At 65.4% G+C, this 12,554-nt stretch carries 12 protein-coding genes; 6 read left to right on the top strand and 6 right to left on the bottom strand.

Features of this window, described 5'->3' with window-relative positions; translation table 11 throughout:
• The first annotated feature begins 57 nt into the window (after positions 1 to 57).
• The 6 genes from IGS61_RS09855 to IGS61_RS09880 all read left to right on the top strand — a co-directional run bounded on the left by IGS61_RS09855 (position 58) and on the right by IGS61_RS09880 (position 4,347).
• A complete protein-coding gene (locus IGS61_RS09855; RefSeq protein ID WP_230539419.1) occupies positions 58 to 273 on the top strand; it encodes a hypothetical protein in 216 nt (71 codons plus the stop codon).
• Between the two features lie 169 nt (positions 274 to 442).
• On the top strand, positions 443 to 823 hold the full coding sequence (locus tag IGS61_RS09860; RefSeq protein ID WP_230539420.1) for a hypothetical protein: 381 nt from the start codon (positions 443 to 445) through the stop codon (positions 821 to 823).
• Positions 824 to 1,060: 237 nt separating this feature from the next.
• Entirely contained in the window at positions 1,061 to 2,251 is a 1,191-nt protein-coding gene (locus IGS61_RS09865; protein ID WP_230539421.1) for an acyl-CoA dehydrogenase family protein, read from the top strand.
• 17 nt (positions 2,252 to 2,268) lie between these two features.
• Complete coding sequence (locus IGS61_RS09870) at positions 2,269 to 3,414, top strand: acyl-CoA dehydrogenase family protein (RefSeq protein ID WP_230539422.1); 1,146 nt, start codon at positions 2,269 to 2,271, stop codon at positions 3,412 to 3,414.
• The gene (locus IGS61_RS09875; protein ID WP_230539423.1) at positions 3,411 to 3,899 is read left to right on the top strand and encodes a MaoC family dehydratase; all 489 of its coding nucleotides are present in this window, start codon (positions 3,411 to 3,413) and stop codon (positions 3,897 to 3,899) included. Before IGS61_RS09870 ends, IGS61_RS09875 begins: the two co-directional genes overlap by 4 nt.
• Positions 3,892 to 4,347, top strand: a complete 456-nt coding sequence (locus tag IGS61_RS09880; RefSeq protein ID WP_230539424.1) for a MaoC family dehydratase — start codon at positions 3,892 to 3,894, stop codon at positions 4,345 to 4,347. Before IGS61_RS09875 ends, IGS61_RS09880 begins: the two co-directional genes overlap by 8 nt.
• A gap of 10 nt (positions 4,348 to 4,357) precedes the next feature.
• Here IGS61_RS09880 and IGS61_RS09885 read toward each other — a convergent pair whose 3' ends face one another.
• The 6 genes from IGS61_RS09885 to IGS61_RS09910 form a co-directional block, all read right to left on the bottom strand.
• Positions 4,358 to 5,284, bottom strand: a complete 927-nt coding sequence (locus IGS61_RS09885; protein WP_230539425.1) for a diguanylate cyclase domain-containing protein — start codon at positions 5,282 to 5,284, stop codon at positions 4,358 to 4,360.
• Positions 5,281 to 9,777 carry a PAS domain-containing protein gene (locus IGS61_RS09890; protein ID WP_230539426.1) on the bottom strand — a complete coding sequence of 1,499 codons (4,497 nt, stop codon included), beginning with the start codon at positions 9,775 to 9,777 and terminating at the stop codon, positions 5,281 to 5,283. Before IGS61_RS09890 ends, IGS61_RS09885 begins: the two co-directional genes overlap by 4 nt.
• A gap of 232 nt (positions 9,778 to 10,009) precedes the next feature.
• The gene (locus tag IGS61_RS09895) at positions 10,010 to 10,375 is read right to left on the bottom strand and encodes a YgiW/YdeI family stress tolerance OB fold protein (RefSeq protein WP_230539427.1); all 366 of its coding nucleotides are present in this window, start codon (positions 10,373 to 10,375) and stop codon (positions 10,010 to 10,012) included.
• A gap of 27 nt (positions 10,376 to 10,402) precedes the next feature.
• Complete coding sequence (locus IGS61_RS09900) at positions 10,403 to 10,975, bottom strand: prepilin-type N-terminal cleavage/methylation domain-containing protein (protein ID WP_230539428.1); 573 nt, start codon at positions 10,973 to 10,975, stop codon at positions 10,403 to 10,405.
• Between the two features lie 88 nt (positions 10,976 to 11,063).
• Positions 11,064 to 11,786, bottom strand: coding sequence for a hypothetical protein (locus tag IGS61_RS09905; protein ID WP_230539429.1), 723 nt, complete (start codon positions 11,784 to 11,786; stop codon positions 11,064 to 11,066).
• A complete protein-coding gene (locus IGS61_RS09910) occupies positions 11,786 to 12,553 on the bottom strand; it encodes an ABC transporter permease subunit (protein ID WP_230539430.1) in 768 nt (255 codons plus the stop codon). Before IGS61_RS09910 ends, IGS61_RS09905 begins: the two co-directional genes overlap by 1 nt.
• Position 12,554: the final 1 nt, after the last annotated feature.

Raw genomic sequence — 12,554 nt, forward strand, 5'->3', positions numbered from 1 at the left:
GAAGCCGCTCAAACAGGTGACCGCGCTGGTGGCGCTAATGAGACAGGAACGAATTTGATGAGCAATAATTTATGGTTGGGTACCGTTGTTTTGGTATCCTTCATTTCAGGATGTACCGAATCTCCGCCAGCGAAGAGCCCGGAAGAAATTGAAAAAATTGCGTTAGATTGTGGTGCGACAAAGCCACAAATTGAGGCATGGTTTGCAACGCATAAAACCGGTTGGGCGGAGCACGTCGCCGAAGGCGTGAAGTGCATTCAAGATCATCCTTAGGCTGCGAGAGAATATTCCCGCAATACCCATGTTTGCGATGATTTTTTCGGCTATCGATCGACAATAAAGCAGTAAATCCGACACACGTGGGCGAGGCTCCTTGGCGCTTCGACTAATGGCCAAAAGCAGGCTGTAATGAACACCTACTGAAGGAATAAATTTGCCACCGATGCGTTTCTTCATCTTCATTGTGGTTTCCTTGCTTGTATTCATCGGCATCCTGCGCTGGACCTTGCGCGCCAGGCCGGTCATGCCGACCGCTGGCCTGACTTGCGGCATTGCTTTCGTCGTCGTCGTTGTCGGCATGTGTTTTGCCAAGTTCGGTGCGACCGCCGGGTTTCCATGGCCGGTCTACTATGGCGTCCCGGCCGCCGCAACACTTGCGCTTCCTCCGCTGGCATTCCGCATGCAGCGCAGCGAGTTCGCCTGGTATGTGTTGCTGGCCTTTGCCTCGTCGCCGGCAATCCACGCAGTCTTCTCATTGTTCGTGGGTTGGCATGAGTACATGCCATTTTGGCCTATTCCTTCACTCTGGGAGATGCACTCCTGACTGTGTCGCGAAGCTATGGCGGCTGTGTCTGCCATTACATTCGGGCATGCACTCACTGGTAGCCGTCGGCGGCGGCTGGCCAATTCCAGTCAACTCCCTCTTCGCGCCAGCCCATGTAAAACCCCTGGCGCCGCTCCCAATCTGTTGTACAATCCTTGAGAACGGTCGTGCTTTTTTGTGCGCTGAGCTTCCTTGCGTGCAGTCATCACGGCAACCGACAAGAACAAGGAGACAGACATGGACTTGCATTACACGGCCGGGGAGACGGCTTTCCGCGACACGGTGCGCGCCTTCCTCGACACCCATCTGCCGGCGGACTTGCAGCGCAAGGTGCGCCAGCATTTGCGCCTGGTCAAGGACGATTATGTACGCTGGCACAAGATTGTCGCGCAACAAGGCTGGGCCGCGCCGGCCTGGCCCGTCGAATACGGCGGCACGGGCTGGACGTCCGTGCAGCGCCACATCTGGGAAGACGAGTGCGCGCGCGCCGCCACGCCGCCGATTTTGCCGTTTGGCATCAACATGGTGGCGCCCGTCATCATGGCCTTCGCCAACGCCGAACAAAAGGCATATTATCTGCCGCGCATCTTGAATTGCGACGACTGGTGGTGCCAGGGCTATTCGGAGCCCGGTGCCGGTTCCGACCTCGCCTCGCTGAAAACCACTGCCGAGCGCGACGGCGACCATTACATCGTCAACGGCCAGAAAACCTGGACCACCCTGGGCCAGCACGCGGACATGATCTTTTGCCTGGTGCGCACGGATAGCACGGTGCGCAAGCAGGAAGGCATCAGTTTCCTGTTGATCGACATGAAAACGCCGGGCATCACCGTGCGCCCCATCATCATGCTCGACGAAGAACATGAAGTGAACGAAGTCTTTTTCGACAACGTGCGCGTGCCCGTCAGCAATCTGGTCGGCCAGGAAAACAAGGGCTGGACCTACGCCAAGTATCTGCTGGGCCACGAGCGCACGGGCATCGCCGCCGTCGGCCGCTCGAAGCGCGAATTGACATTCCTCAAGCAGCTGGCCATGCAGCAGAGCAAACGCGGCGCGCCGCTGCTGCACGATCCCGCGTTTGCCGCCAAGGTCGCCACGCTGGAAATCGAATTGATGGCGCTGGAAATGACGGTCTTGCGCGTCATCAGCGAAGAGGGCAAGGGGCCGGGGCCGCAGGCATCGATGCTGAAGGTGCGCGGCTCCGAGTTACAGCAGCAGCTGACGGAACTGATGGTCGAAGCCATCGGCCCGCAAGCCTTGCCTTTCGATCCGGACTTCCTCGATGGCGGCGCGCCGCATTGCGCGGGCGGCGATGATCTGGCCGCGCCGCTGGCCGCGTATTACTTCAATTACCGCAAGACATCGATCTATGGCGGCTCGAATGAAATCCAGAAAAACATCATCACGCAGATGATCCTGGGCCTGTAAGGCGACAAGGAGACGACATGGACTTCCAATTCAATCAAGAACAGCAGCAATTCGCCGATGCGCTCAAGCGCTGGGTCGACAAGGATTACCCGTTTGAAACGCGGCAAAAAATCATCCATTCGGCCACGGGCACGTCCGATGCCGCCTGGGCCACCCTGGCCGAGCTGGGCATGACGGCCTTGCCGCTGCCGGCCAGCGCGGGCGGTTTCGACGGCACGGCCGTCGACATGCTGCTGGTGATGCAGGAACTGGGGCGTGGCCTGGTGGTCGAACCATACCTGGCCACCGTGCTTGGGGCGCGCTTTTTGACCCTGGCGGGCGGCCACGATGCCGTGCTGGAGCAAGTGGCCAGCGGCAGCCTGAAGCTCGCTTGCGCGCTGGGCGAGCGCCAGTCGCGCCATGACATGCACGATATCGCCACCACAGCCAACGCCAGCGGCGAAGGTTTCGTGCTCGACGGCGAGAAAACCGTCGTCATCCATGGCGCGCAGGCGGATTCTCTGATCGTCTCGGCGCGCAGCGGCGGCGGACAGATGGACACGGACGGCATTTCGCTGTTCCTCGTGCCCGTTGACGCGCCCGGCGTTTCCGTGCGCGACTACCGCACCATCGACGGCCAGCGCGCCGCCACTGTGACCCTCGTGCAAGTGGTGCTGGGCCACGACGCGCTGATCGGACAAAAGGGGCAGGGCTGGCCCGTGCTCGACGCGGCGCTCGACTATGGTGCCGCCTTGTTGTGCGCGGAAGCCGTGGGCGCCATGGATGCCATCTTTGCCGCCACGCTTGAATACTTAAAAACGCGCCAGCAGTTCGGCGCGCCGATCGGCAAGTTCCAGGCCTTGCAGCATCGCATGGCCGACATGTTCATCCACCTGGAGCAAGCCCGTTCGATGGCCATGCTGGCCGCCGCCAAGGCCGGCAGCGAGGATGCGGCGGAGCGCCGCCGCACCGTGTCCGCCGCCAAGGCGCGCGTGGGGCTGGCCGCCACCTTTGTCGGCCAGCAAGCCGTGCAATTGCATGGCGGCATGGGCGTTACCGATGAATTGCCTGCCGCACACCACTTCAAACGCCTCTCGATGATCGCCCTGACCCTGGGCGACGTGGACCATCACATCGAGCGCTTTATCGCCCAGCCGGGCTTTTTGCCGACGGAGACCGCATGACCGTATTGACCGAAATCAAACCCAAGCACTGGTATTTCGAAGACTTTACGCAGGGACTGGAAATCGACCTGGGCCAGCGCCACGTGACGGAGCGGGAAATCATCGCCTTCGCCACGGATTTCGACCCGCAGCCATTCCACGTCGACCATGCGGCGGCCGAAAAGACCATCTTCAAGGGTGTCATCGCCAGCGGCTGGCACACCTGCGGCATGATGATGCGCCTGGTGGTGGACAACCTGCTCAAGCATTCGTCCAGCATGGGCTCGCCCGGCCTGGACAGCATCCGCTGGCTCAAGCCCGTGCGCGCCGGCGACACCCTGCACCTGACCTACCAGGTCAAGGAAGTGCGGCCGTCGACGTCAAAGCCGGACCGCGGCATCGTCATTTCCGTGTGGAGCGTGCGCAACCAGCATGGCGAGGTGGTGACGACGGTGGAGGGCATGGGCATGTTCGGCCGCCGTCCTGCAGGAGAGCACCATGCGTGACATTGCTGGCATCGCCGGTTTCCAGGCCCTGGCGGGGCAGCACGTGGCCGTGTCCGACTGGCTGACCATCACCCAGCAGCGCATCGACACCTTTGCCGATGCCACGGACGACCACCAGTGGATTCACGTGGACGCGGAGCGCTGCGCGCGCGAGTCGCCGTACGGCGGCACCGTGGCGCACGGTTTCCTGACCTTGTCCTTGCTGCCCGCCATGCTTGCGGGTGCGCTGCACATGGCCGGCATCCGCATGGCCATCAACTATGGCCTCAATAAAGTGCGCTTTCCCGCCCCCGTGCCCGTCGGCAGCCGCCTGCGCGCGCGGCTCGACATCCTCTCCGTCGAGGACGTGCCGGAAGGGGCGCAAGTGAACTGGGCCGTGACCATGGAGAGGGAAGGCGACACGAAACCCGTGTGCGTGGCGGAGTTCTTGATGCGTTGCTATCCCTAGTTAGCCGGCTTCACTCTTCGCCCTCCGACGCGCAATACCTGTCCCGCCCCGTTTGCTTGGCGCGGTACAGCAGGGCGTCGGCGGCGCGGATCAGGGCGCTGGGGTCCATGCCTTCCGTGGGCATGACGCTGGCCATGCCCAGGCTGACGGTGACGTGGGGGCCGGCGCTCGATCTGGCGTGGGGAATTTGCAGCGCGCGCACTTCGTCGAGGATGCGCTGGGCCACCACTTCGGCGCCGTCGCGCGTTTCCTGCGGCAGCAGGATGATGAATTCCTCGCCGCCGTAGCGCGCCAGCAGGTCGGGCGGGCGCACGGCGCAGCGGCGCAGGGCGGCGCTCACCTGCTGCAGGCACAGGTCGCCCGCCTGGTGGCCATACGTGTCGTTGTAATCCTTGAAATGGTCGATATCGGCCATGATGAGGGCCATCGGCACGCCGTCGCGCGCGCAGCGCCGCCATTCGCTGTCCATGGCCTCGTTGAAGCTGCGCCGGTTGGCCACGCCCGTCAGCGAGTCCGTCAGCGACAGTTCGCGCATGGCATCGGCCTGCCGCTTGATGGTCAGCTGGCTGCGCACGCGGGCGCGCACGACGGCCGCGTTGAACGGCTTCGTGATGAAATCGACGGCGCCCGCTTCCAGCGCCCGCGTCTCGTCTTCTGGCTGGTTCAGGGCCGTGACGAAAATGACGGGAATGGCGCTGAGGATGGCCGATGCGCGCAGCGCGCTGCACACGGCATAGCCATCCATGCCGGGCATGACGGCGTCGAGCAGGATCAAATCCGGCAGCTGATTATGCGCAATTTCCAGCGCCTTTTCTCCGCTCAGGGCGAACAGCACGTCGTGTTCCTCGCGCAGCAGCTGGTGCAGGATCTGGATGTTTTCCATGGCGTCATCGACGATGAGGATGCGCCCGTTCATGGCAAGGTTAGTCCAGCTCACTTGTTTTCCTCTCGTTTCAGCTGATCGAGCACGAGTTTTTCCGCCTCGGCAAAATTCAGCGTTTCAATCGCATGTGCCATCGCCAGCGCCGCTTCCCGGTCTGACTGTTGCAGGGCGGGGTGCAGGGCGTGGAATTGCGCCAGCGCTTTCAGGTTGTTGTTGCGGATCAAGACGAGCAGCTCGGCCAGGCCGGCGTGCAGGTCGACCGGTGCGCTGCCGGCCGCGTCTGCCGCCGGCTGGCTGCGCCGCAGGGGCGAAGGCAGGGTGCGCGCCGCCACGATGACTTCCGCCATTGCCAGTTCCAGCTGTCCCAGCAAGGCGGCCGTGGCGTGCGCCTGTCCCGTTTTCAGCGCTTTTTCCGCCGCGCCGGCCAGGCTGGCGACGTGGGAGGCGCCCAGGTTGGCCGCCACGCCGCACACGCGGTGCAGCAACTGCGCCGCCTGCGGCGCCTGGCCGGCGTCCAGCAGGCGCCGTGTTTCCTCGACGGCGTCGCCTTGCGAATTCTCAAAGCGCTTGAGCAGCGCCAGGAAGGCGCCGTAGTCGCCGCCGAAGCGGTGCAGGGCCGCTGCCAGGTCGATGCCGGGTACCGCGGCAGGCAGATCCGGCGTGTGCGGGACGGCATTGCCGGCCTGCCCGTCGCTGCTGCCGCCATCCGCGGGCGCCGGCACCAGCCGGGTCAAGGTCTCGATCATTTCGTCGACATCGATGGGCTTGGCCACGTGCGCGTTCATGCCGCTGGCGATGGCGCGCAGGCGGTCTTCGTCCATGGCATTGGCCGTCATGGCGATGATGGGCAAGTCCGGCAAGCCCAGCGCGCGGATGGCCAGGGTGGCTTCATAGCCATTCATGACGGGCATCTGCAAATCCATCAGCACCACGTCCCAGGCGTCCGGTGTGCTCGTGAGCAAATCGACGGCCAGCCGGCCGTTGGCGGCCACGGCCACGCGCGCGCCCGAGTGCAGCAAAATGTATTGGGCCACTTCCTGGTTGATTTCATTGTCTTCCACCAGCAGCACGCGCATGCCGGCCAGCAAGCCCGACAGGGGCGTGGAAACGGGCAGCACGGATGGCGCGCTGCGGCCATTGCGTCCATCCCGCACGGCGGTCACGGCCGCCAGCAGGCGCGCCGGGGTGGCCGGTTTCGAGACGATGCCGGCCAGCATCAGGCTGTCGGCCAGGCGTTCGAGGTTTTCGCTGTCCTGGTCGGCCACCAGCATGATCACGGGCGGCAGCGCCAGGAGCGCATCGGCGCGCGCCTCGGTGAGCATGGAAATGCCGTCCATGCCGGGCATGGCCGCGTCGAGCAGCACCAGGTCTGCCGGCGGCAAGCCGTCCGGGCCACCGGCCTGGCGCAGCAAGGCCAGGCCGGCCGCGCCGCTGCCGGCGCTGCGGCTGTGCCAGCCCTGCGCCGCGCACCAGCCTTCCAGCATGGCGCGCACGCTGGCGTTGTCGTCGATGATCAGCAGCGACAGGGTTCTGGGTGCGCCCTTGGTCGGCGGCTCGGGCGGCGGCGCGACCTTGCCGAAGCGGCAGCTGAAGCGGAATTCCGAACCCTGGCCCAGAGCGCTAGTCACGCTGAGCTTGCCACCCATCAATTCCACCATGCGCCGGCAGATGGCCAGCCCCAGTCCCGTGCCGCCGTATTTGCGGCTGGTGCCGCTGTCGCCCTGGGAAAACGCGTCGAAGATGCGTTCCTGTTCGGCCGCGCCGATGCCGATGCCCGTGTCGCGCACGGAAAACTCCAGCGTGGCGCCGGCCGCATCCTCGGCCACCATGGCGATGGACAGCACCACTTCGCCCTGCTTGGTGAACTTGACGGCGTTGCCCACCAGGTTGATCAGGATCTGTTCCACGCGCAGGGCGTCGCCGATCAGTTCGTCCGGCACGCCCGGGTCGAGCACGAACACGGGTTCCACGCCGCGCGCCCAGGCGCTGCTGGCCAGCAAGACGCCTACGCTGCCCAGCATGCGTTCGAGCTGGAAGCGGCGCTGTTCCAGCACCATCTGTCCCGCCTCGATCTTGGAAAAATCGAGCACGTCATTGACGATATGGAGCAGCGACTGCGTGGCCATCTGGATCTTGCCGACATAGCTGCGCTCGCGCCGCTCCAGCGGCGACTCTTCCAGCAGGCGCGCCAGGCCGATGATGGCGTTCATCGGCGTGCGGATTTCATGGCTCATGTTGGCGACGAATTCGCTCTTCGCCGTGCTGGCCGCCTCGGCCTTGTCGCGCGCGCGCACCATTTGCTCGTTCAGCTCGTGCAGGCGCAATTCCGTGCGTTTGAGTTCGGAAACGTCCGAGGCCAGCACGAAGAAGCCGCGCACGCCGCCGCTGTCGTCGACGTCGGGGATGTAGTTGGTCCACGTGTGGCATACCTGGCCGCCGGGATCGAGCAGGTCGCGCTCGAAGCTTTGCGGCCGGCCCGCCAGCACGCCTTCGACGTGGGGCGCATACACGTCGAACAGTTCCTGCCCCAGCAATTCGCTCATGTGGATGCCGGCCAGCTCGGCGCTGCTGCGGCCAAACCATTCGTTATAGAATTTATTTGCAAAGCGGCAACGCAAATCGGCGCCCCAGTACGACACCATGCCGGGCAGGTTGTCGGTGACGGTGCGGATGAAGCGCTCGTTCTGCTCCAGGCGCCAGGTGGCGGCGTGCAGCACCTCGGTGGCGCGCTTGCGTTCCGTGATATCGATCGATACCCCCAGCACATGGCTGGCGCGTCCCGCATCGTCGCGCAAGACCACCTTGCGCGTGGTGAAGTGGCGCGTGGTGCCGTCGGCCGTATTGATCGCCTCCTGTTCGATTTCCACCATCTGCCCCGTGGCCAGCAGCTTGCGGTCGGCGCTGACGAAGGCTGCCGCCTGCTGCGGCGGGAAGAAATCGTGGTCGGTCTTGCCCAGCAACTGCTCGCGCGAGCGTCCCAGGGTCAGTTCCGCGTGGCGGTTGACCATTTCAAAGCTCAGCTTGTCGGCGCGCTTGACGAAGACCATGGCCGGGATGTTTTCGATGATGGTGCCGAACAGGTGCTTCGAACGGCGGAATTCCGCTTCGCTGCGCTTGCGATCGCTGATATCGAGCCACAGGCCCGACACGCCCAGCAACTCCTGCTCGGGACCGAAAATCGGGTGATACGAGACGATCCAGTGGCTCAGCTGCTCGCGCTGCCGGCCGCTGTGGCCCTTCAGTTCGATGTCGACGATGGGAGTGCCCGTTTCCAGCACCTGGCGCACGCAGCGTTCCACGTCCGCGCGCACGGCATCGTCGAACAGCATGGCGCCCACGGGACGGCCCAGGTGCTGCGCCACGCTGGCCCCGTTGATGGCGGCCAGGTAGTGGTTGATCATGACGATGCGCAAGTCCAGGCCCAGGAACAGCATGCCGATCGGCGCCGTCGCGTAGACGGTTTCCAGCAGGCGCGTGGATTTTTCCAGGGCCAGCGTGCGTTCGGCCACCAGGCTTTCCAGTTGCGTGCGGTGGCGCCGCAGGTCGCGTTCCAGCGCGCCCAGGGCGCTGGCCATGTCAGCCGATTCGCGGTCCGCGTGCTTGTTCGACAGCAAGGGTTTGTCCTGCGCCAGCGCCTGTATCTGCTGTGTCAGTTCCTGCAGGGTGCGGGCCAGGCGGCCGCCCACGCGCCAGGCCAGGGCGAAGCCGGCGGCCAGCAGCAGGGCCAGGATGACGGAACCCGTGACTACCGAGCGCAGCAGGGCATCGGCCACCGTGCTGGTGCGTATGGTGACGGCCACCGTCCAGGCGGCGTCCGGGGCGCGGCGAAAGCCCGTATACACGTCGATGCCTTCCAGCGTGGCATGGCGCACCACGCCTTCGCGCGCCCGGCGTATCTGTTCCAGCAGGGGCGCCGCGCTGCGCTGGCCCACATAGCGCTGCGGCGCCAGGGTGCGCGCCACGTTGATGCCGTCGGCATTGATGATGGCCGCGCCCAGGTAGGCTGGCAAGTGCAGCTCGCGCAGCAGCACGGGCAGGTAGTCGGGCGGGTATAGGGCCGTCAGAACATAGGCGGCGCCCGCCGCGTCCGGATGGCGCGGCAGCGGCAGGTTCAGGGCCAGTTGCGGCACGCTGTCGGGCGCCGTGGCCAGGCTGGTCAGGCGCGGCTTGCCGTAGTCGCGCGTGCGTTCCATGCTGGCCGCCCATTTTTGCGGCAAGGGCGGCGGCGCCTGGCTGGCGGGCAGGGTCGTATTGACCAGCTGGCGGCCCTTGGCGTCGGACACGATGAAGGCACTGACGGCCTGGCCAGGCTGCAGCAGGCTGGCGGCCAGGATCCGCAGGGCGCCGATGTCCCCGGCTTGCAGGGCGGGCGAGTCGGCCAGGATGCGCGCGGCCATCTGGGCGCCGCTCAGGTCGCGTTCGACGGCGGCGGAGACGGCGCGCGCCGCCTGTGCCGTTTCGCTGACGACGTGGTCGCGTTCGCGCGTATAGCTTTGCGCCACGAGCAAGAGAAACACGAGCGCCGTCGGAATGACCCAGGCGAGCACCAGCCATGAAATTCTTGAGCGTATCGAAGGCAAATCTTGCACCCGGAAAGCTCCCAGAATGGATGAGTCGACAGGCAGGCTTGCGCTGGCGCTGGCTGACCTTGAATGAAAAGATGCTAGACGAAATTGATTGTTCTGACAAGCCTAGTTTCCGGAATGGAAAAAAGGTTGCGCAAGGCATACAGAGGAGGGGGATGCCCCTCCCGCCGTGGCGGCGGGAGGGCAAGGCAGCTTACGGCACTACGGTCAGCACGTCGACATCGATTTCCGGGCTTTCCAAGAAATCCTTTTCCACTTCGCCGCGGATTTCCACCAGTGTTTTGGCGTCGATCTTGCGGTTCATGAAGACCTTGTCGTCGATGTCCACGCGGATTTCCGCCGTGCCGTCGGAGAAGGTGTATTTTTCCTTGCCCACCTTGCGCAGCAAATGGCCGCGCAGCACGACGGCCTGGTCGTCGACGGGATTTTTCAGGATGGCGGCCACATTGCCGGGTGCGCTGGGGCCGGCCGTCGGACCCACGTATTGGGCGTGCGCGCCACCGGCCAGCAAGGCGCAGGCGGCGGCCAGGGAGACGATGAATTTACGGTGCAATGGCATGGTATTCCTTCGATAGTAACTTGCGGCTCAGAAAAACACGGCGGTGCGGGGAATGATAGCACCGGTATTGCCGTAGGGTACGTTCGCCCGGACGCTGCCCGTGCTGGCCACTCCATCGTCGAGTTTGCTGTCGATCTGCTCCGCGTAGCTCTCGGGCAGGTTGTCGAAACGGATGCCGTTGCCGGCGCGGCCGCCCACTTCATCGTTGTACAGGTAGACGGCGCCGCCCTGGGCGCTGGTCATGAATTGCGAAGTGCCGTTGTAGGAGCCCGTGATGAAGCCGCCCAGCGCCAGGTGCTGCGGCGCCAGCGTGAATTCGCGCGGCTGGCCGTCGCCGATCTGGCCGTCGCCATTGCCGTTGCCGGCCGAATTGGGCACGTGGGTGGTGCCCTGGATATCGTCGCCGGGCAGGGCGCGGAACTTGTCCTGGTAGGCGTTGACGGCGGCCGTCAGCGCATTCGACTGCTGGATGATGTTTTTCACCTTGGCGCTGTCGATCAAGCCTTGCCCCTTGAGCACGCCGCCGAGCAGCAAGCCGATGATGACCAGGACGATGGCGATTTCTACGAGCGTAAAGCCGTGCTGGCGGCGTGGGGGCATGGGGAATTCCTTGGGAAAAAGTGCAGGGGTCTGGGATGGCAGTTTACTGCAAATGTTGTCGGGCGGGCATGGCATTTCGGATGGCGGCTCATGGCGCCGCCTTTGCTTTCTTTTGGGCAAGTTCGTCGAGCCGGCGCGCGAGGAAAGCCAGCTCGTGCGGGTCGCTGATCTGTCCGCTGGCGATCAGGCCGCCGGTCACCAGGCGGGCGCTGTCGAGCTGGTCCATGTCTTCCAGGATGAACGCTTCCATCTCGCGCACCCAGGCTGGCACGTGCGGCCCCGTCGCCAGCCGGCGCAGCTGCCGTGCATAGGCGAGCGCCAGCGGCAGGTCGTGCAGCTGGTGTTTTGCCACCAGCACGGCCTGCGCCATGGCGGGCCAGCGGCGCTGCGGGTCGGCGGCGAAGCTGGCGGCGACAAAATCGAGCATGCGGCGCGCGCGTTGCGGATCGGCCACGCCCGCGTACACCTCGCCGGCGGCCACCAGCGGGTACTGGCTGCGCGGGTCCAGCGTTTGCGCCGTCTCCAGCCAGCTAGCCAGGCGCTCATAGTCGAGCTCGCGCCACGGCAGGCTGACGCCGGGCTGGTCTTCGAACGCTTGCAGGTACAGCAGCATGGCCTTGGCCATGGCCAGCGGCTCGCCCAGGCTGGCCAGGCGCGCCACGGCTGCCGGCGGCGCGGCTGGCAGGGGCTGCGCCTGCGCCGGGGCGTGCTGCTGCGCCAGGCGCCAGCCCAGCTGCAGCAGCAGGCAGGCCGCCAGCAGCCAGCACAGGGGGCGCGGCACGCTGGTCCACGGACGCTGGGCGGCCGCCATCAGATGTTCCTGCGGTAAAAGTCGCACAGCGCGCAGCTGGCCAGCAAGCCGACATAGATGGCCGTTTGCGCCGCCACGCCGGCCAGGGCTTGCCAGTCGCCGGTGCCGTACAGCAGCCACTCCGTGCGCGCAAAGGCGTCGAGGCGGGGCAAGAGCAGGGCCAGCACGTCGATGGCGCCTGCCGTGGCCCGTTGCACCAGGGAATCGCCCGCCTGCGGGCCGTGCGCGAGTAACTGCAGGCTGCCCAGCATGCGCGCCAGCACATAGAAACCGCCAGTCGCGGCCAGCGCGGGCAAGGCCTGCTGCAGGCTGGCCGCGCACAGCAGGCTGAAGGCGGCGACGATCCACAATTCTCCCAGCAGCGACAGCGCCCACAGCGCGCTGTGGGCGGGCGCGGCGAACAGCGCCATCAGCAGGCCGAACAGCATGGCGGGCACGGCCGCCAGCGCTGCATAGCCCAGCAGTTTGCCCAGCAGGTAGGCGGCGCGCGGCATGGGCAAGGCCAGCAGCAATTCCAGGCCCCGGTCGGCCGCCTCGCGCGCCATGCTGGTGATGATAAAAGTGGCCAGCAGGAAGACGCCGGCCAGGCGCAAGGCGGCCGCCAGCAGCGCCGCCTGCACGGCGCCGCTTTCCGTCAGCGCCAGTTGCTGCAGGAAGCCGGCCAGGCCGGCGCCGGCGCAGGCGGCCAGCACGAACAGCCACGGCAGGCGGCTGCGCAGCGCTTCGAGCAGCGTGTAGCGGGCGATGGTGAGGGCGGGACGGAACATG

It is taken from the genome of Janthinobacterium sp. FW305-129 (genome assembly GCF_020858115.1).
Lineage (GTDB): Bacteria > Pseudomonadota > Gammaproteobacteria > Burkholderiales > Burkholderiaceae_D > Janthinobacterium.